The 19721-nt window shown below is 66.5% G+C and carries 19 protein-coding genes and 2 pseudogenes; 12 read left to right on the top strand and 9 right to left on the bottom strand.

The window, feature by feature from the left end; translation table 11 throughout:
• Positions 1–89 precede the first annotated feature (89 nt).
• Entirely contained in the window at positions 90–704 is a 615-nt protein-coding gene (locus tag IHQ52_RS20570) for a TetR/AcrR family transcriptional regulator (RefSeq protein ID WP_024498225.1), read from the bottom strand.
• 233 nt (positions 705–937) lie between these two features.
• On the opposite strand from IHQ52_RS20570, the gene IHQ52_RS20565 reads away from it, so the two are divergent.
• From IHQ52_RS20565 to IHQ52_RS20555, 3 genes and pseudogenes are all read left to right on the top strand, one after another.
• A complete protein-coding gene (locus tag IHQ52_RS20565) occupies positions 938–2752 on the top strand; it encodes a multicopper oxidase family protein (RefSeq protein WP_238064301.1) in 1815 nt (604 codons plus the stop codon).
• Between the two features lie 197 nt (positions 2753–2949).
• Positions 2950–3364: pseudogene (locus IHQ52_RS20560) on the top strand (sulfatase-like hydrolase/transferase); the annotation flags it as partial.
• A 109-nt stretch (positions 3365–3473) separates the two neighbouring features.
• Positions 3474–4001 (top strand): hypothetical protein, encoded by a 528-nt coding sequence (locus IHQ52_RS20555; protein WP_035760339.1) that lies wholly within the window; start codon positions 3474–3476, stop codon positions 3999–4001.
• Between the two features lie 232 nt (positions 4002–4233).
• Here the strand turns inward: IHQ52_RS20555 and IHQ52_RS20550 are convergent, their stop codons facing one another.
• The 6 genes from IHQ52_RS20550 to IHQ52_RS20525 form a co-directional block, all read right to left on the bottom strand.
• Positions 4234–5145, bottom strand: a complete 912-nt coding sequence (locus IHQ52_RS20550) for a formylglycine-generating enzyme family protein (RefSeq protein ID WP_051349582.1) — start codon at positions 5143–5145, stop codon at positions 4234–4236.
• Between the two features lie 180 nt (positions 5146–5325).
• Positions 5326–5559: a hypothetical protein gene (locus IHQ52_RS20545; RefSeq protein ID WP_024498229.1), complete on the bottom strand. Its 234-nt coding sequence runs from the start codon at positions 5557–5559 to the stop codon at positions 5326–5328.
• A 68-nt stretch (positions 5560–5627) separates the two neighbouring features.
• On the bottom strand, positions 5628–6104 hold the full coding sequence (locus IHQ52_RS20540; protein WP_024498230.1) for a hypothetical protein: 477 nt from the start codon (positions 6102–6104) through the stop codon (positions 5628–5630).
• A gap of 198 nt (positions 6105–6302) precedes the next feature.
• A complete protein-coding gene (locus tag IHQ52_RS20535; RefSeq protein WP_238063872.1) occupies positions 6303–7043 on the bottom strand; it encodes a pyrimidine reductase family protein in 741 nt (246 codons plus the stop codon).
• A complete protein-coding gene (locus tag IHQ52_RS20530) occupies positions 7040–7513 on the bottom strand; it encodes a flavin reductase family protein (protein ID WP_210738077.1) in 474 nt (157 codons plus the stop codon). Before IHQ52_RS20530 ends, IHQ52_RS20535 begins: the two co-directional genes overlap by 4 nt.
• A gap of 109 nt (positions 7514–7622) precedes the next feature.
• The gene (locus IHQ52_RS20525; RefSeq protein ID WP_096274355.1) at positions 7623–8615 is read right to left on the bottom strand and encodes a hypothetical protein; all 993 of its coding nucleotides are present in this window, start codon (positions 8613–8615) and stop codon (positions 7623–7625) included.
• A gap of 492 nt (positions 8616–9107) precedes the next feature.
• On the opposite strand from IHQ52_RS20525, the pseudogene aqpZ reads away from it, so the two are divergent.
• Positions 9108–9897 (top strand): annotated as a pseudogene (gene aqpZ, locus IHQ52_RS20520) (aquaporin Z).
• A 41-nt stretch (positions 9898–9938) separates the two neighbouring features.
• Positions 9939–11603, top strand: a complete 1665-nt coding sequence (locus IHQ52_RS20515; RefSeq protein ID WP_096274353.1) for an ABC-F family ATP-binding cassette domain-containing protein — start codon at positions 9939–9941, stop codon at positions 11601–11603.
• Between the two features lie 10 nt (positions 11604–11613).
• Here IHQ52_RS20515 and IHQ52_RS20510 read toward each other — a convergent pair whose 3' ends face one another.
• Positions 11614–12300: a hypothetical protein gene (locus tag IHQ52_RS20510; RefSeq protein WP_096274351.1), complete on the bottom strand. Its 687-nt coding sequence runs from the start codon at positions 12298–12300 to the stop codon at positions 11614–11616.
• 67 nt (positions 12301–12367) lie between these two features.
• Here IHQ52_RS20510 and IHQ52_RS20505 point away from each other — a divergent pair, with 67 nt between their 5' ends.
• Positions 12368–12742 (top strand): ArsR/SmtB family transcription factor, encoded by a 375-nt coding sequence (locus IHQ52_RS20505; protein WP_096274349.1) that lies wholly within the window; start codon positions 12368–12370, stop codon positions 12740–12742.
• Between the two features lie 3 nt (positions 12743–12745).
• Positions 12746–13231, top strand: coding sequence for an SRPBCC family protein (locus IHQ52_RS20500; RefSeq protein ID WP_006435901.1), 486 nt, complete (start codon positions 12746–12748; stop codon positions 13229–13231).
• A gap of 136 nt (positions 13232–13367) precedes the next feature.
• Here the strand turns inward: IHQ52_RS20500 and ygiD are convergent, their stop codons facing one another.
• Positions 13368–14207 carry a 4,5-DOPA-extradiol-dioxygenase gene (ygiD, locus tag IHQ52_RS20495; protein WP_445614944.1) on the bottom strand — a complete coding sequence of 280 codons (840 nt, stop codon included), beginning with the start codon at positions 14205–14207 and terminating at the stop codon, positions 13368–13370.
• A gap of 170 nt (positions 14208–14377) precedes the next feature.
• Between ygiD and IHQ52_RS20490 the strand changes: the two genes are divergently transcribed.
• The 5 genes from IHQ52_RS20490 to IHQ52_RS20470 all read left to right on the top strand — a co-directional run bounded on the left by IHQ52_RS20490 (position 14378) and on the right by IHQ52_RS20470 (position 19699).
• Positions 14378–15613: a serine hydrolase domain-containing protein gene (locus IHQ52_RS20490; protein WP_238063871.1), complete on the top strand. Its 1236-nt coding sequence runs from the start codon at positions 14378–14380 to the stop codon at positions 15611–15613.
• A gap of 109 nt (positions 15614–15722) precedes the next feature.
• Positions 15723–16556 carry an ABC transporter permease gene (locus IHQ52_RS20485; RefSeq protein WP_024498241.1) on the top strand — a complete coding sequence of 278 codons (834 nt, stop codon included), beginning with the start codon at positions 15723–15725 and terminating at the stop codon, positions 16554–16556.
• A gap of 52 nt (positions 16557–16608) precedes the next feature.
• Positions 16609–17412, top strand: coding sequence for an ABC transporter ATP-binding protein (locus IHQ52_RS20480; RefSeq protein WP_024498242.1), 804 nt, complete (start codon positions 16609–16611; stop codon positions 17410–17412).
• 61 nt (positions 17413–17473) lie between these two features.
• On the top strand, positions 17474–18547 hold the full coding sequence (locus IHQ52_RS20475; RefSeq protein ID WP_035760331.1) for an ABC transporter substrate-binding protein: 1074 nt from the start codon (positions 17474–17476) through the stop codon (positions 18545–18547).
• A gap of 57 nt (positions 18548–18604) precedes the next feature.
• Positions 18605–19699, top strand: coding sequence for an LLM class flavin-dependent oxidoreductase (locus IHQ52_RS20470; RefSeq protein WP_024498244.1), 1095 nt, complete (start codon positions 18605–18607; stop codon positions 19697–19699).
• The last annotated feature ends 22 nt before the right edge of the window (positions 19700–19721 follow it).

Here is a 19721-nt window from a genome sequence, read left to right as displayed (position 1 = left end):
CTCCGGATCAGAAGGGCTATCTCTGGCCAGCGCGTCGATTCGGGGTCGCGATCCTGCAACTGCGCCCACGACAGGATGAATCGCACGCGTCAGTGAACGCCTGGACCGGGCGCGTCCGGATCGGCCGGCGGTTCAGCCACGGTGAACGACAAAAGCCCGGGTAGTGCTCGCTGTATGTCCTCCGGGGAGATGGTCGGTAGGCCTTCGTGCCCGTGGATGTAGCCGATACCGGCGTAGACCAAGACGCCGGACAGCAAGCGGGCCTGAACCGTGCTCATCTCGAATTCCCGCAAGATGGCCTCGACTGCCTCGAAGATCTCCGTGTCGATGTTGCGCACCGTTTCGGCGACGGTGTCGTTGCTGCGCGCCCAATTCCGGATGGCACGTTCCACCGTCAGATGATCCCTGCTGACGAGCATCGTCGACAAAGCGATCAGGCGGCCCTCGGGCGGCACCTCGGAGAGCTCGTCCAGGTCGGCGACGCGTCGACGGTTCATCTCCTGCCAGCGCGCCGCCATCGCTTCCCACAAGGCGTCGAGGTCTCTGAAGTGCCAGTAGAAGCTGCCCTTGGTGACGCCCAACGTCGTGCACAACCGCGCGATCGTGACCCCGTGCACACCGCCGGCTTCGGAGGTGACCAGCGAGAATGCGGCGTCCACCCAGTCGGTGGCGCTCAGGCGTGCGCTCCGACGGGACTCGGTCATCGGTGGGGCGATCCTCTCTGGTCGGCGCGGACGATGTTCGCAACCGAGTACACCACGGCGACCAGCGGCGGTGTTGCATTCGTGGGGTCGCTTCGGCCGGGTCGAAAGAACCATACCGATGGTATGGTTCTCTCGTTTCAAGTCCGTTCGGGTTAGGGGATCGCGTGGGGCACAGCATCAATCGTCGGCAGTTTCTCTGGAGGACAACTGCCGCCGCCACCGCGTCGGCCGCGATGGCGGGCCGCCTCGGCGCAGGCTCGTCGAGCGCCGTGCCCGTGCCTGACATCGAGCTGCCGCCCGTCAAATTGCCGACCATCTTCCACTCGCCGGAGATGGCCCCGTACGTCGACGACCTTCGCGTGCCGAGCGCAATCACCTCATCGCCGTCGCAGCCGATCGAGATCATCGCCCGCACCACCAGCAGCCGGTTCCACCGGGATCAGCCGAAGGTGCCGACGATGGCGTACAACGACGAGTCGTACCTGGGGCCGACCATCGAGGCACACGTGGGCGAGCAGACCACCGTCCACTATCGCAGCGAACTCGGCAAGCACATCTTCGCGGCGGACCTCGACACGTCACTGCACGGCGTCGCCGAGCGGTACCGCGACGAGCCGGTCACCTCGATGCATCTCCACGGCGGTGCCACCCCGCCGGAATTCGACGGCAACCCCGAACGGCTGATGCTGCCGCATCACGGCACGGCCTTGTTCGAATTCCCCAATCGTCAAGAGGCCGGGCACCTCTGGTACCACGACCATGCGATGGCGATCACGCGCGCCAACGTCTACGCCGGGCTCGCCGGGATGTACTTTCTGCGCGACGACCACGACACCGGCACGCCCCAGAACCCACTCGGGCTCCCCGCCGGCGAGTACGAGATCCCACTGATCCTGCAGGAGAAGATCTTCCGCCCCGACGGGCATCAGTCACTGCGCTCGACGCCGGTGGTCCCGCAGGGGATGTGGGAGGGAGGCGCGGTCGGCGACCGCGGGCTGGTCAACGGCAAGGTGTGGCCGAAGATGACGGTGGCTCGTGGGCTGTACCGCTTCCGGCTGATCAACGCGGCGTCGTTCTCGGTGTGGAACCTCTTCTTCTCCAACCGCATGCGGTTCTGGGTCATCGGCAACGAGGGCGGCCTGCTCAACGCTCCGGTCGCGACCCGTTCGTTCCAGGCGGCGCCCGGCGAGCGGTTCGATCTACTGGTCGACTTCGGTTCGCTCGCACCAGGAGAGACCGTCGACCTCTGCAACGACCTCGTGCCGCCATTCCAGGCGGCGATTCTGGCTGAGGTCGCCATGCCGCGGTTCTGCCGGTTCATCGCAGGTGCCGATCGCGGTCACCGACGCGGTGTGCCGACCAGATTGCGCGGCGGCCACGGACAACCCAGACCGGTACCGCCGATCGCCACGCCGACGCGAGTGCGACGGGTGAGTGTTTCACAGCCCTACGCGCTGCGCGTCCCACCGGCCATCATGTCGCTGAACAATCTGCGCTACTCGGACCCGCAGATCGAGAAGCCGCGCGCCGGTACCACCGAGCGATGGGACATCATCAACATCACGCCGGATCCTCACCCGGTGCACCTGCATCTGGTGATGTTCCGTGTACTCGGAAGGCGTCCACTGCGGACCGTCGAGTACCAGGCCGCCCATCCGCAACCGCCGCTCGGAACCCGTTGGGCACCCGATCCGAGCGATTTCTACGCGGGACCGATGCGCGGTCCGGCGGCCTGGGAAGCGGGCTGGAAGGACACCGTGCACGCCACCGGTGGGCACGTGACGTCGATCATCGTCCGCTTCCCGACGGCCGACGAACTGGGATTCGACCCCGACGCGATCTTCTCCTCCGATCCGACACAGTCCTGGACACGCCCGTCACTCGGCCAGGAGGCCGACCGGCCGGCACCGTCTGCGCACCACAACCATGCCGGTGCGACGCCTGCGCACGGAATGGTCACCAAGGATCTGCAGGGGTACGTCTGGCACTGCCACATCCTCGACCACGAGGATCACGACATGATGTTGCGTTACCGGGTGGTGCCGTGACATAGGTCGGGTGGAGTTCTTCCGGACTCGTTCGGTTACTCGGTCGTCTTCTCGGCCGGCGCTTACGACTGAAATACCAAGTGCTGCAGCGTAAACGGATTCGCCAAGATGGAGGGTCGTACGTTCGGCGACGCGGGGTCGACCCGGCGTCGCGCCGTGCCGCCAGATCCAGTGTCCGACGTTGGTGATCCAGGAGCTTCCTCGGCGGCGAGTCGAGCAGCTGGTACCCCGACCTGGTCTACGACAACCATCCGATCGACGCCCCCGCAACCCCGAAAGACGGCTACCATCTGTCGAAAGACCTGGCGGACAAGACAATCGAATTCATCCGTGACGCCAGGGTCGTCGACCCGGACAAACCGTTCTTCATGTACCTGGCCCCACAGACCGGGCACGCCCCGCACCATGTCTTCACCGAATGGGCCGACCGGTACAAGCGCAGGTTCCGACCAGGGCTACGAGGCAATCCGTGCCGAAATCCTGCAGCGGCAGAAGGATCTCGGGTTGCTACCCGAGGACACCGAGCTCTCCCCGATCAATCCGCACGGGGAACCGGCCACCACCGGGCCCGACGGACAGTCGTGGCTCCTGCCCGACACGGTGCGACCTTGGCCAGTCTGCGATAGAGATAGGATCCCCGTCAGCTGGGTATCGCGGTAGATGAACGTCTCGTCGCGGTATGGGTTGTAATGGACAACCCGCCTCACTCATGGAGGGAAACATGAGCCGCAACCTGAACATAATCACCCCAGAGCTTTCGAAGGAGGTTATCGAAGACCTGAAGCGCAAGGGATACAACCAGACGGAGATCGCGAAGATGTTCAACGTGACCCGGCAGGCTGTGTCCTGGCACCTCAAGACATACGGTGGACAGATGTCCACCCGACAGATCGTGAACGAGGCGTGGCCGTGGAAGACCAACCACGCCCATACGAAGTCGGTTGTGTATCGACGGCTACGTGATCACGGCGAGTACATGCGAACCGGTGGCAAGGGCATGAACGACGACAAGCTCAAGCGACTGAGGCGCTGGTACAAGAAGATGTGGGACGAGAATCTCGTGGTCGAGTTCGAACCAGGGATACCGCCGATCAAGGGCGTCTCGTCTGTCGGGGACTTCGCGTACCGTCCACGTGCTATCGAGGACGACGATCTACTCATCCGAGTGAACGATCACACGAACCTAACCGACGAAGGCGAGACAATCTGGTGCTGGCCACCAGACATCGAGCGCCTGATTGACATATAGAAGTGGAGACCGACCCCCATGCCACTGACCAACCTCCTGTCGACGTTGCCAGGTGTTGTGCTTCAGGGAGATCCGGAAGTTATCTATACAAACCCAGTATGGTGACTTCGACGGCTCCGAGACCGTAACCACCAGATGGAGGTTCTGACCGTGAAAGCTGTGGCAGGCGAACGCTATGTCGACCACGAGGCGCAGGTGCGCGCCTGGTTCTCGATGGATTGACCGGCGCTGCTCAGCGGCGGCGGACGATGCAGCGGAACCCGATGTGGCAGGTGGAGGTTTCCGCGCTCTCGCCCTGCCTGGCTGCGGGCCGGTAGCGCAAGCAGTAGTTCGGGGCGCAGAGGTGCGAGCCGCCCTTGATGACTCGCCGGGGATGGGCCTCGGCGCCGGGCCCGGACGCGAGCGTGCGCGGATCGGCGGGCATGCAGCATGCCGTGGCCGGGGAGCTCCCACGTCTGTTCGGATCGTGGCGGGCGGCGAAGCGGTCCGTCGTCCATTCCCAGACGTTGCCGGTCACATCCACCAGGCCGTAACCGTTGGGCCGGAAGCTGCCCACCGGGGACGTGCCGACGTACCCGTCCTCCGCGAGGTTCTGCCACGGGAACTCGCCCTGCCAGGTGTTGGCCAGGTACCGCCCCTTCGGGGTGTATTCGTCGCCCCATGCGAACCGGGCCCGATCGAGGCCGCCGCGGGCCGCGAACTCCCACTCGGACTCGGTCGGCAGCTCCTTGCCCGCCCACCGGGCGTAGGCGAGCGCGTCATAGTGGGACACGTGGGTCACCGGATGGCGTTCGCGGCCGCCGACCGTACTTCCCGGACCCTCGGGATGGCGCCAATCCGCACCCGGCACCCACGACCACCACCGGCGATAGTCGTCGAGCGGTACGCGCCGAGCGGGCGGGGTGAACACCAACGACCCGGGTACCAGCAGCGCCGGGTCGGCATCGGGATACTCGGCCGGATCGGGCGCGACCTCCGCGGTCGTGACGTGACCGGTGTCCTTCACGAAACGCCGGAACTCGGCGACCGTCACCGGATGGGTGTCCATCCAGAACCCGCCGACACCCACCTGGTGGACCGGACGCTCCTCGGGGTAGAACTCCTCCGACCCCATCCAGAACATCCCGCCCGGAATCCAGCTCATGTTCTTCGGTGCGCGGCCGGTCGACGCTGCAGATTGCACACCTCGAGTATCCCGGAACCGGCGCGTTTCGAGTGCGGTCTCGGGACACCGTGCAGGTCTTGCCCTATCGGAATCGGAATCGGATGCCGGGGCGTCCAGTGCGTGTCCGACCCAGATGGTTTCCCAAAGCGGCCCGCGGGCTCACCCGCGGCGCTTGCGGCCCCAGAGCAGGTAGACAGCCGGCGCGATGCCGGCGGTCGAGCCGAGCGACAGTCCGATGACCCAGGCACGCTTGGGGCCGTTGATCTCGTCGGCCTGCCGTCCGGCGAGGTCTCGTAGTGCCCAAACTCGCGTACCGGCATCGACCGCGGCGACCGTCACGATCGCGGCCTTCGCGGTGGGGGACAGCTCTTTCCAGCTCTTCTTCTTGCTCATGGTCGAGAGCTTAGCCGAGCCGGTCCACGCTCTCGTGTAAGTGCTTCCGGCGGAAGCGATGCGACAGTTCAGGGGCCGTCGACCCAGAACTGGCCGCCGCACATGATCGCCTTTCCGGACGGATCCTGGGCGACCTTGTCGACCGCAGGGTCGCACGGCTCGCCGAGGTTGTGAACCGATCCGTCGTTGTCTGCGTGACGCGCCCAGCGGTAACCACCGGACGCGCCCATGTAGACGCAGACCAGACTCGTTCCGTCTGCGGCGGTCCCGAAGGAACGTGCCTCCGACTCGTAACAGAAGCCGCCCTCCGTCGGAGTCGACCCGGTCGGGGTCGGTGGGGCGGTGACCGGGGGAGGCGGTGCCGGAGGTGCCGGTCGCTCCTGGGTCGGGATGTTGCTGACCGTCACCGTCACCGGAGCGGGCACCGCACGGTCCTCTCGGCTTCTCGTGACGGCGTAGACGCTGAGCGCGACGAGTACGGCCACGAGGATCACGGCGAGCGCCGCGAGAGTCCAGACGATGGGTCTGGTGCGGTCCGGTTTCATGGCGCAGACGTTAGCTCAGACACGTCCGCGCAGAATCAGATTCCAGTACAGCGAGGCCGCACAAAACGGTCGAAGCCCCGGCGCTGCGACGTATTTCGTGGGTCGACGATGGTCAGCAACGACAACACCACTGCTCCGTCCCGGTCGGATCCCGCTGACGACGACCACGTGTGCTTGTGTCCACGACAACGGGCGATGTCACCGCACGTAGCGCAGGAACACGTCGTCACCGTGCGGGACGGCATGTTTGAGCCGGAATCGACGAGGGGCGTCGAGCGGACTGAGCACTGCCGCGGCCGGGTCGGTCACCGGGTTGCCCTCGGCGGTCACCTGGGGCGCCAGGGTCACGCAGAACTCGTCGACGAGGTCGGCTTCGGACAGTTTGTCGAGCAGGCTCGGCCCGCCTTCGCAGTTGATCCGTCGCAGTCCTCGTGCACGGAGTTCGCCGATCGCGGCGGGCAGGTCGATGCCGTCGTCTCCCACGGCGATGATCTCCGCTCGGTCCCGCACCGCGGAGGTGTCCGCCTGCGCGGAGGTGATGACTATCGGTCGATGCTCCGGCGGTACGTCGAGAGACCGTTCGGGCAGTGCGCAGGACAGCGAGACGATCGCCAGTCGCGGGATGTCCGAGCTTCCCGACCCGTGAGTGCGCGAACGCAATTCGGCCAGCTCGGGGGAGAGGGTCGCGGGACCGTACTTTTCGACGCGCGCGGTCGCCGCACCGACGAGCACGACGTCCGAGAGTGCGCGGAGCGCGTGGAATAGGGCACGGTCAGCCGGTGAGGACAACGGGCCGACCTTACCGCGGAAACTCACCGAGCCGTCGATGCTCATCACCATGTTGGTGCGGAGCCCTTCGGGAAAGTCGGCGTAGAGGCGTTCGGCGAAGGCCGGGGCGTCGAAGCCCGGACCGTGCTCCTCGTTGGTCGTGTCGCTCATGCGTCGTGTCCGGGCTCGATGTGGCGGGTGTCGGCGAAGCTGACCCAGGAATCGCGCGAAGGGTCGTCGACCAACACCGCGCCGTCGATCGGCTCGACGATGTGCGCGGTGTGGTCGCCGACGTCGATGCGATCGAGAATCCGTGCGGCGAACCACATTTCCGAGTCTTCGAGGATCGGCAGACCGTGCGGGCCCGCCGACCATCGGCATCGCTCGAACTTGTCGACCTCGTCGCCCGTCTGTCCTCCGAACAGTTCGGCGAGTTCCTTATGATCGCTCGGTATCAGGTGAACCGCGAGATACTCGGCGGCCGTTGCGACGCCGTGCGTGTGATTGGCCTGGGAGATCCCGATCAGGAAGCGCCGGGGGTCGATGCTCGTCTGGGTCGCGAACCCCACGAGACATCCTGACCGTCGACCTTCGGCGACGGTCGTGATCACGAACACCGGGTAGTCGATGACCTCGACCATCTTGTCGAATGCGTCCGTGCCGGCCACACTCACCTCTTTCTCTCGCGGTACACAGTGCCTTGGTGTCGTACCCGATCGGTGTGAGTCTCAACCGCCTCGGAGCGTCGGGTTACGCGGCGTCCTTGATCTGCTGACGCTGCGCGGTGAACATCTCGGCGAGGCTGCTGGTGACCTCCGAGCTGACCGACGGCGCGCTGTCGCTGAAGGTGTTGTGGGCCACCGAGAACGACACACCGCGCTCTTCGCCGACCGCCAGGGTGCCCACCATGTGGACCTCGATGTCGGAGATGGTGAACTCGCCGGTCATCCGGAATGCCTTGTAGTCGCCACTGATCGGCAGGTTCTGCTTCTCGAGCTTGATCGCGACCGGCACGGTCTCGCCGTCCTCCTCCAGATTCAGAGTGAAGGATTGGCAGGCGGAGAGGATCTCGTCGAAGTCCTGGTAGCTTCCGTCGGCGGGCTTGGTCACGTCGACGCTGTACTCGTCGAGACCGAAGAAGACCTCTCCCGAGTCGGCGGTTTCGCTGAGCTGGCGTTCGGCGTACTCGGCGGTGGTGTCGGGGCTCTCCACCAGTCGCGCGCACTTCTCGTTGTCGACGCTGGTGCCGTCGTCCTCGTCGGACTGCTCGGTGTCCAGTGTGAATTCGCCGGTGATGTCGGGGAATTCGGCCTCCGGGAGCAGCATGGCGACGGCCGACGCGGTCGGCACCTTCGGCTCGTCGGAATTGTTGTCGCCGCCCAGTGTGAACGCCAGGACGACCGCCACGACGACGATGAGCACGAGTAGGAGTCCGCCGCCGCCGATGAACCACCACTTCTTGCCGCCGCCGGACGACGACGGGGGAGGAGGCGGTTGCTGACCGTACGGCTGTTGACCGTAGGGCTGCTGCCCGAACGGTTGTTGCTGCCCATAGGGCTGTTGCCCGTACGGCTGTTGGCCATAGGGCTGCTGCTGCGGGTACGGCTGCTGGCCATGGGGTTGCTGCTGCGGGTAGGGCTGCTGCCCATGGGGTTGCTGACCATACGGCTGCTGACCGGGCGCGGGTTGTCCACCCTGCGGGCCGAGCCGGGTGGGCTCATTCGGGTCGTAGGGACTGCCCACGATTGGCTCCTTTTCTCAGCGGAACGCGACCCATGACTCAGTGCGGTCGTCGACTCGGGGAGAGTACCGCGCGCAAAGAGGCCCACGGTGGTGTCCGAGAAAACCGGATCGTGCGGGATGGCCGAATTGTCTTCGCAGGTCATCGATGGTTCGAGGGTGGAGAACCGGGGCGGATTCAAGCGGTTTCCACGGCGTGACGAACGCCGTATTTCATGCGGTCGAATGAGAATGCCGAGGGATGCTCATCGGCGGTCGTGACGACGTGGCGATCCTCGACGGTTCGACGATGGCGACGGCGAGCAACCCCGATCGTCCGCTGGTCCCCGGCTCGTCCCCGAACTGAAGGACACGGGGGTTACTTCTGGGCATGGGATCCGTGAACCGCCGGACACCGCGTGCGTGGCTGCGTTCCACTCGGTATGCGGTGGTGGGGTACCCGGCTCGGCGCTGCCGTGCCCGTGATCGACGAGCCGGGCAGAGGAGAACGGTCTCATGGCAAGTACTCCACGCCGGTTGCTGGCCGAGTTGTTCGGCACCTTCTGGTTGGTCTTCGGCAGGTTGTGGCAGCGCGATCTTCGCGGCCAAATACGTCGCGAGCGCCGGCGACGACAGAGATACCCTGATCCAGTTGGGCATCGGGTTGCTCGGCGTCGCGTTGGCGTTCGGGCTGACGGTCGTCACGATGGCCTACGCGGTCGGGCATGTCTCGGGCGCGCACTTCAACCCGGCGATCACGCTGGGTGCGGTCATCGGCGGTCGCCTCCCGGTCAAGGATCTACCGGGCTACTGGATCGTGCAGGTCGTCGGCGGGCTCCTCGCCGGCACCCTGCTCTATGCCATCGCCAACGGCAAGCCGGGGTTCGAGGCGACCGGCAACATGGCGGCCAACGGTTACGGCGACCATTCGCCGAACAACTACAGTCTCGTCGCGGTGCTGATCGCCGAGGCGGTCCTCACCGCGTTCTTCCTGCTCGTGGTGCTCGGTGCCACCGACGGCCGGGCGCCCGCCGGATTCGGTCCGCTGGCCATCGGTCTGACGCTGACGGTGATCCACCTGGTCTCGATTCCGATCAGCAACACGTCGGTGAACCCGGCGCGTTCGACGGCGGTCGCGTTCTTCAACGGCAACGGGGCACCCGGTCAGCTGTGGTTGTTCTGGGTCGCACCGCTGCTGGGCGGCCTCATGGGCGGCATCCTGTATCCGCTGATGTTCGGCAACGGGAAGTTCGCTCTGGGCCGGGCGTCCGACGACGGACCGGCCGCCGAGCCGACCCGGAGCTGACCGCCCACGGACGGGGCCACCGGTGGTGCGACCATTGACCGATGACCGCAACTCTCGTCGCCAAGGACGTCGCGGGCGGATACGCCCACCGCGTCCTGTTCGATCATCTCGACCTCACCGTCGCGCCCGGCGATGTGGTCGGGGTGGTCGGAGCGAACGGAGCAGGCAAGACGACGCTGCTGCGCGTCCTCGCCGGTGACCTCGCACCCCTGGCCGGAACGGTCACCCGTGCACCGGCCGACGCATTCGTCGGCTGGTTGCCACAGGAGCACGAGCGGATCCCCGGGGAGACCGTTCGTGAGTACGTCGGGCGTCGTACCGGATGCACGGCTGCCACGCGGGCGATGGACGCCGCCGCCGCGGCTCTCGCGGACGACTCCGCTCCGGCCGGTGCCGACGATCCCGCCGACGTGTATGCGGTGGCCCTCGACCACTGGCTCACCACCGGTGCTGCAGACCTCGACGATCGTCTGCCGGCAGTCCTCGCCGACCTGGGCCTCGCCACCGATGTCATCGACCCGGACACCACCCCGATGACCGCGCTGTCGGGTGGCCAGGCGGCGCGCGTCGGCCTCGCGGCGCTGCTGTGCTCCCGCTTCGACATCGTGCTGCTCGACGAACCGACCAATGACCTCGACCTCGACGGCATCGCCCGCCTGGAGGATGTCGTCGCCGGTCTCCGCGGCGGCGTCGTGCTCGTCAGTCATGACCGAGAGTTCCTGGCGCGCACCGTGACCCGGGTCCTCGAGCTCGACCTCGCCCAGCACACGAACACGGTGTACGGCGGAGGTTACGAGAGTTACCTCGAGGAACGCGAAGTGGCGCGTCGGCACAAACGCGAGGAGTACGAGGAGTTCGCCGCCAAGAAGGCCGATCTGGTGGCGCGGGCGCGCACGCAACGAGAATGGTCGAGCCAAGGTGTGCGCAACGCGATGCGCAAGGCACCTGACAACGACAAGATCCGACGTCGTGCCGCCACCGAGTCCAGCGAGAAACAGGCGCAGAAGGTCCGGCAGATGGAAAGTCGGATCGCACGCCTGGACGAGGTCGCCGAACCGCGCAAGGAATGGGTCCTGGAGTTCACGATCGGCTCGGCACCCCGCTCGAGCTCTGTCGTCTCGACCCTCAACAACGCCGTTGTGCGCCAAGGTGATTTCGTGATGGGGCCGGTCTCGATCCAGGTGAACGCGGGTGAGCGCATCGGCATCACCGGGCCCAACGGCGCCGGGAAGTCGACGCTACTCCGACTGCTCCTCGGCCACCTCGAACCCGATTCGGGTTCCGCGCAGCTCGGCGCCAACGTGGCGATCGGTGAGATCGACCAGGCGCGAGGGCAATTCACCGGTACGACACCACTCGCCGACCGCTTCGCCGAACTCGTGCCCGACCACACCATGGCTGACGTCCGGACACTGCTCGCCAAGTTCGGCTTGCGCGCCGACCACGTCGACCGGGCGGTCGGCGAACTGTCACCGGGCGAGCGCACCCGCGCCGGGTTGGCGCTGCTGCAGGCCCGCGGTGTCAACGTCCTGGTGCTCGACGAGCCGACCAACCACCTCGACCTCCCGGCGATCGAACAACTCGAATCGGCCCTCGACTCCTACGACGGCGCACTGCTTCTGGTCACGCACGACCGGCGCATGCTCGCGAATGTGCGCGTCGACCGGCACTGGCACGTCGAGGGTGGACAGGTCACCGAGCGGTGACGCCGGCCCGTCACGGTCCGAAGCGCTCGTCCGGTAGTCCTGCGGCTTTGCGTGCCCGCCAGTTCTCCAGATAGGGGAGGGCTCGGTCTCGATCGAGCGCGGAGCGGACCGCCGCTGCCGGTCGGCCGAGAGCCGTCAGATCGCCGTCGTCGACGGCCCAGCCGAAGGGGAAGGGCGTTCGCGTCGTGAAGTGGGACATCCAGAGCAACACAAGGTCTCCGGGATGGGCGAGTCGCGTGTAGTGGTGACTGCCGCGCTCATGATCGTCGATCAACCAGCCGCCGTCGGTCCGGTGTGCGGTGAAGTCGGGATCGTTCAGCCACTCCCATCGACCGTGATGGTCTCGTGGAGCGGTACCGAAACCAGCTGTCTGCAGCTGTCGGGCGAGTGCTGTCGGCGTCCACGGCGCGGGGAAGAAGGACCTGATGGTCACATCGAGTTCGAGGCGGTGAAGATCGGGCCCGCTGTTTCCGCGTTCGGTGATGACAGCGTTGACGATCATGGTCGACGGGGACGGCGACCCGTCATCGATCAGCGCCAGGTGAAGCGCGAGCATCCGGGAGAACCGGCGGTGCTCGTCGGGAGAGGTGAACGGCGGCAGGGGAATGTCCGGCACACGAGGCATCCCCCAGGGCACGCCGGTCGCCTTGTGGAGCGGCGCCGCCGACCACTGCCGTCGAAGTTCATCGGAGTCCACGAACCCAGCCTAAGGCGAGTTCTTGCGTGGGCATTGACATACAACCAATCGGTTGTATGTTGGAGCTGTGGCCGAAACCACTGGCGCATCGCCAGACGACGAGGAGAGGGCCGACGCCCTGTTCCACGCGCTGTCCGATCGCACGCGCCGCGACATCATGCGACGTGTGCTCGCCGGTGAACACTCGGTCTCGGTACTCGCCGCGAAATACGACATGAGCTTCGCGGCGGTACAGAAGCACGTCGCCGTGCTCGAGAAGGCGGGCCTGCTGACCAAACGACGTCAGGGGCGCGAACAACTCGCCAGTGGCGATGTCGCCGCGGTGCGTTCGGTGGCGTCGATGCTCACCGAACTCGAACAGGTGTGGCGCGGCCGTATCGCGCGCATCGACGATCTGCTCACGCTCGAAACACCACCAACTGCAACACCATCGGAGGAATGACCAATGCCCGTCATCGATGTGACCCCGGACCTCGACGCCCGCACGATCACCATCAACGCCGAATTCGCCGCCCCCGTCGAACGCGTCTGGCAGATCTATGCCGATCCGCGCCAGCTGGAGAAGATCTGGGGTCCGCCCACCTACCCTGCGACCGTCGTCGACCACGAACTCAAGCCGGGCGGGAAGGTCACCTACTACATGACCAGTCCCGAAGGCGAGAAGTTCGGCGGCTATTGGAAAGTCGAGACGGTCGACGAGCCGCGCGGATTCACCTTCCTCGACGGATTCGCCGACGCCGACCTCAACCCGCTCACCGACATGCCCGAGTCCCGCAACGCATACACGTTCGCCGAGAAGGGTGACAAGACACTCGCCACGTATATCAGCACCTACGACTCCGCCGAAGCGCTTCAGAAGGTGCTCGACATGGGCGTCGTCGAAGGTGCTTCCAGCGCAATCAATCAGATCGACGACTTCCTGAAGGTCTGACCTCGATACGGCCTCGGCTTGCGCCTCGGCCTACTCGGCCGGCGGTGGGACGGCTCGGCTTGCGCCTCGGCCTACTCGGCCGGCGGTGGGACGGCTCGGCTTGCGCCTCGGCCTACTCGGCCGGCGGTGGGACGGGTCAGATGTTGGAGTTCAGCGCTGGGAAGCCTTCGGGCAGTTCGGCGGCCGGCGCGTCGCTGAACTGTCCGGCGTCCAGGTCCAGGCCGTGTGTGTAAGCAGCCATCGAGATCGATCCGGCCGCATGTCCGTCGACCAGCAGATCCAGTGGCGACTCCTGCGCCAGACCCGCGACGTAGAGCAGCGGCAGGTAGTGATCGGGTGTCGGCACGGAATTCTCGAAGTCGGGATGGCCGTCGAGGCTCAGGACGTGAGAGGGGTTGTCCTGCAGCACTTCGCGCGCAGCGTCGTCGAATCGGTGGGCCCAGTCGTATCCGCTGTCGGCCTTGCTGAAATCGACCGCCCGCAGGTTGTGGACGATGTTGCCGCTGCCGATGATGAGCACGCCCTGCTCCCGTAACGGCGCCAGCTTTCGGCCGAGTTCGTAGTGGTGCTCGAAGTCCTTGAAGGCGTTGAGGGACAGCTGCAGAACCGGGATCGACGCGTCCGGGAACGTGTGCACCAGAACCGACCAGGTGCCGTGGTCGATGCCCCAGCTGTCCAGGTCGAGGCCGCACCACGTGGGTTTGACCACGTCGGAGACCATCTCGGCGACGTCCGGGGCGCCGGGTGCGGGGTACTCCACGTCGAACAGGTCCTGCGGGAACCCGTAGAAGTCGTGGATGGTGCGCGGACGCGGCATGGCCGTCACTGCTGTCGCGTTGGTGTACCAGTGTGCGGAGATCACCAGGATCGCCCGCGGCTTCGGAACCGCCTGCCCCAACGCCCGCCACGCCTCGGTGTACCGGTTGCGCTCGAGTGCGTTCATCGGGTTGCCGTGTCCGATGAACGCTGTGGGCATCGTCGGTCGGGCAGTGGTCATGAAGGCCGCCTCGGGTCGCGCGGGTCGGGTCACCGACGACGGTACGCCGCCGGCCGCCGGACAGCTTCGCAACACGAAGTACCGCCATTTGTGTGCCGTGTCCGCCGAGTTCGGACTCGCGACGACGGCCGATGCCAGAAGCTGACCGTATGGCAAAGCGCTGGTCGGTGGTCGTGGCACTACTGTTGGTCGTCGTGCTCGCGGCTTGCGGGTCGTCCGGTTCGTCCTCGGATTCGCCCACCTCGGCAGCCTCCGCAGACCCGGAGAAAGCCGCGGCGATCGAGCGGATCGCCGAAGACCTGATGGCGTCGAAGCACCTCAAGGCAGTGATCGTCCGCGTGACCCAGGACGGCGACGAGGTGATCACCAAGGCGTTCGGTGAATCCCAGACCGGTATCCCGGCCACCCCCGACATGAACTTCCGCAACGGTGCCGTCGCGATCGCCTACGTCGCCGCGGTCCTCCTGCAGCTCGTCGACGAGGGCAAGGTGTCCCTCGACGACACCATCGGCAGGTGGGTTCCGGAGATCCCACACGCCGACGAGGTGACCCTCGGTCAGTTGGCGACCATGACCTCCGGATACCAGGATTACGTTCTCGGCAACGAAGCCTTCGAGAGGACTGAACTCAACAATCCCTTCAAGGCGTGGACGATCGACGAGATGCTGTCCTACGCAATGGACAAGCGGTTGCTGTACGAGCCCGGCACCAATTGGAACTACGCCCACACCAACTACGTGATCCTCGGTCTGGCGCTGCAGAAGATCACCGGCAAGCCCGTCGAAGATCTGCTCCGCGAGAGGATCTCGGAGCCGCTGGGTCTGACGAACACCGTGTCGAACCTGACCGCGACGATTCCCGAGTCGGCCCTGCACGCATACTCCTCCGAACGTCGCGGAATCCTGAATCTTCCGCCGGATACGCCCTTCTACGAGGAGACCACCGGCTGGAACCCGTCGTGGAGCATCACCCACGGTGCCATCCAGACGTCGAACATCTACGACGTCGAGGCCACCGGGCGCAAGCTCTTCGCCGGCGAGACGCTCTCGAAGGAGGGCTACGAGACGATGATCTCGACCCGCCTCCGCGGGATCGCCCGGCCGTTGTCCGGATGCGCGACGTGCCGGGAGATGAACGAGCGCTACACCTATGGGATGGGGGTGGTCCTCGCCAGGGAATGGATCGTCCAGAATCCGCTGTTCAACGGCTACGCCGCCGTGGTCGGATACCTGCCGGAGGAGAAGATCTCCATCGCCGTCGCGGTGACCTACGAAGCGGAGGCGTTCGGCCCCGACGGTTCCTACGACAACGGTGGCAACCCGATCTTCTCGCAGATCGGGGCGATGATGGCGCCCGATCACGCACCGCCGATCCCGCGGGACTGAGCGCGGTACCCGACACATCCCCTGGGAGGGGACTTGCGCTCAGGCTGAACTCAAGGGTGTCGCCGACCCCGCATCGGTTCGTAGCGTCGGCCCCGTGGCCGACCAGACCCTGAGTATCAGCGCGCCCGGCGTACATGTGCCCGGCGAATCCGATTCAGCGGATTCGACATCCGCACGCGCCACGACGAAGAGTCGGCGACTGTACACGCTGATCCGGGCGTTGTCGCCGGTCGCTGTTCTCGTCCTGTGGCAGGTGGGCAGTGCGCTCGGCATCATCCCGCAGGAGCGTCTCCCCGCGCCGTCGTTGATCGCCGAGGCCGGGTGGGAGGTGCTGTCCAACGGTCAGCTTCTCGACGCCATCGCCGCGTCCGCGCAGCGTGTCGCCATCGGTCTCGCGATCGGTGTCCTGGTCGGAGTCGGACTCGGTCTGCTCGTCGGGTTGAGCCGTTACGCCGACTCCATCGTCGACCCCAACATGCAGGCCATCCGGGCGCTTCCGCTGTTCGGCCTGATCCCGCTGTTCATCCTCTGGTTCGGCATCGGGGAGATGCCCAAGGTCTTGCTGGTCGCCCTCGGTGCGCTGTTCCCGCTGTACCTCAACACCTCGGCCGCCATCCGGCAGATCGACCCCCGGCTCGTGGAAACCGCACGGGTGCTGGGGTTCTCGCGGGCCACCACCGTACGCGACCTCATCATCCCGGGTGCGATGCCGCAGATCCTCGTCGGCCTCCGCCAGGCTCTCGCGATCGCGTGGCTCAGTCTCATCGTCGCCGAGCAGATCGCCGCCACCTCCGGGTTGGGCCATCTGATCAACAACGCACGCGACTTTCTCCGCACGGACATCATCTTCTTCGGCCTGATCGTCTATGCCGCACTGGGTTTGATCACCGACGCCATCGTGCGCGCCCTCGAGCGCCACACGACCCGGTACCAGAACCGTTGACATGCAACGCACCGCCCCGTCCGTCACCAGCCCGACCAGGAGAGGGTCACCCATGACCGCCATCGCCACCCGCGACCTCGAGGTCACCGTGCCCACCGCCCACGACGAGGTGCGCACGTACGCCGCCGAGGTCGAGAACGCCGGCCTCGCTTACGGCGACAACCCGGTCCTGCGCGACGTGACCCTCCGCGTCGGCGCGCACGAGATCGTCGCGCTCATCGGCCGCAGCGGCAGCGGTAAGTCGACCTTGTTGCGCTTGCTCGCCGGTCTGTCACAGACCGAATCCGGCAGTGTCCGCACCGCGGGCTTCCCGGCGGTGTCGTTCCAAGAGCCACGACTGTTCCCCTGGCGCACCGTGCTGCAGAACGTCGCCTTCGGCCTTGTCCGGGAGAAGGTCGGCAGATCCGAGGCCAGGGAACGCGCCCGCAAGACCCTCGACGAGGTCGGCCTGCACGACAAGACCGGTGCCTGGCCGGCGCAACTGTCCGGTGGTCAGGCACAACGCGTTTCGCTCGCCCGCGCACTGGTCGCACGTCCGCAACTCCTCCTGCTCGACGAACCGTTCGGCGCGCTCGACGCGCTCACGCGGCGCACCATGCACGAACTCCTGATCTCGCTATGGCGCGACAACCAGTTCGGCGCACTGCTCGTCACACATGACGTCGACGAGGCGCTGCGCCTCGCCGATCGGGTCGTCGTGCTGGCCGACGGCCGGATCGTGGAGGACATCGCCGTCCCCAACCCGCGCGCCGGTGCCACCGGGGCCGACGACTCCGACGAGGCCGTCGACCCGGAGATCCCACGCCTGCGTGCCGAACTCCTCACCGCGCTCGGCGTCGCCGACCCTGCGCGTTGACACCCCGCTCCACCTCTCTCGCCCAGTTCAGCCCACACCGAAAGCGCCCACCTCCATGAGAATGACCGACGTTCCCGCACGCTCGCCTCGGACCAGGTCCTCGCGACGTCGCGCCCTGACCGCCGTGTTGGCCGCTGCCGCACTCACATTGGGTCTCGCCGGCTGTGTCCAGCGCGACGATGCCGCCGACTCCGTCGCCGATGAGACCGTCGAGGTCTCCTCGCTGCAGGATCTGACACTCCACGTCGGCGACCAGAAGGGCGGCACCGCGGCGCTTCTGCGCGCGTCCGATGAGCTCGAGAAGCTGCCGTTCACGGTGGACTTCTCCACCTTCACCTCCGGGCCGCCGCAGATCGAGGCGGCCACCGCGGGCAAGATCGACTTCGCCGTCGCCGGCAACACCCCGCCCATCTTCGGCGCCGCGTCGAACGCGAAGGTCAAGGTGGTGGCGGCGTTCTCGAACAATGCGAGCGGCGATGCGATTTTGATCCCCGGCGACTCGACCCTCACCTCGGTCGCCGACCTCGCCGGCAAGAAGGTCGCCGTCGCCAAGGGCAGCTCGGCGCACGGACACCTGTTGCTGCAGCTGAACAAGGCGAATCTGACCCTCGGTCCCGGCAAGGACGTCGAACCGGTGTTCCTGCAGCCCGCAGATGCGCTGTCCGCGTTCACCTCCGGCAACGTCGACGCCTGGGCCATCTGGGACCCCTACACCGCGATCGTGCAACTCGAGAACAATCCGAAGACCCTCGTGACCGCAGAGGGGGTGTCGAACGGCTACGGATTCGGCATCGCCGGTGACCAGGCACTGGCCGATCCGCGACGCAATACCGCGGTACGCGAACTGGTGGCCGGTATCGCACGCGCCGGCAACTGGGCCAAGGCCAATCCCGATGTGTGGGCGGAGAAGTACTCCGCCGACATCGGCATCGATCCGCGCGCCGGCAAGGTCGCTCAGGGTCGGAGCCTGCGACCGGCGATCCCGCTCGACGAAGGTGTCGTCGAATCCCAGCAAAAGCTGGCCGACGCCTTTGCCGAGTCGGATCAGCTGCAGGGCGAGGTCGACTTCGCCACCTTCGTCGACAACCGTTACGACGGGGCGCTGACGGAGTACTTCGCGCAGCCCGCGTCCTGACCGAAGTTCTCGACATCATCCGGCACGACCCACCCGAATGGAAGGGAAGTCTGATCGATGAGCCATTTCCACTGGTTCCTGCCCACCGCCGGTGACAGCCGCGGGATCGTCGGGGCGTCGCACGCCTCGGCCACCAAGCGGCACCCGCCGGGATACCGCGCGCCGGAGTTGCCGTATCTGATCGACGTCGCGCGCACCGCGGACCGACTCGGCTACGAGAGCGTGCTGACCCCGACCGGAACCTGGTGCGAGGACGCCTGGCTCACCACCGCCGCGGCGATCACCCACACCGAACGACTCTCGTTCCTGGTCGCCTTCCGCCCCGGACTCATCTCGCCGACCCTGGCGGCACAACAGGCCGCCACGCTGCAGCGATTCTCCGGCGGCCGGGTGGCGGTGAACATCGTGACCGGTGGCGACGAGGTCGAACAGCGCCGGTTCGGCGACTGGGTCGACCACGACCGCCGGTATGCGCGCACCGACGAGTTCCTGCAGATCGTCGAGCGGCTGTGGACGGGGGAGACGGTCGACTTCGACGGCGAGTTCTACAAGATCGCCGGGGCGTTCCTGCCGGACCCGCCCGAGACGAAGCCGCGGGTGTACTTCGGCGGCTCGTCGGACCCGGCGCTGACCGTCGCCGCGGCTCGCGCCGAGGTGTACCTGACCTGGGGTGAACCCCCGGCAGTGGCAGGGGCGAAGATCGCCGAGGTCGCACGACGAGCCGCCGCGGTGGGACGGATCCTGGAATACGGTGTGCGCCTGCACGTCATCGCGCGGGAGACGTCCGAGGAGGCGTGGCGAGTCGCCGACACGCTGCTGCAGGGGATCACCGACGAGGAGATCTCGACCGCCTTCGCGTTGCACTCGGGTTCGGATTCGACGGGCCAGCGTCGGATGGCCGAGCTCCACGGCGGGCGGCGCGATGCTCTCGAGATCCATCCGGGACTCTGGGCGGGTGTCGGACTGATCCGCGGGGGAGCGGGCACCGCGCTCGTGGGCAGCTACGACGACGTCGCGTCGCTGATCCGTGAATACGAGGCGCAGGGTTTCGAGCACTTCATCCTGTCGGGCTACCCGCACGTCGAGGAGGCCCACTGGTTCGCCGAGGGCGTTCTCCCCGCGATCCGGGAGAGGGTCGACGCGCTGGCATGACGGCGGTGGCGTCATGCCACGA

This window comes from Gordonia amicalis (genome assembly GCF_022059885.1).
In the GTDB taxonomy this organism is placed as follows: domain Bacteria; phylum Actinomycetota; class Actinomycetes; order Mycobacteriales; family Mycobacteriaceae; genus Gordonia; species Gordonia amicalis.
The sequence above is the reverse complement of the archived record's forward strand: the minus strand, read 5'-3'. Positions and strand labels throughout refer to the sequence as shown.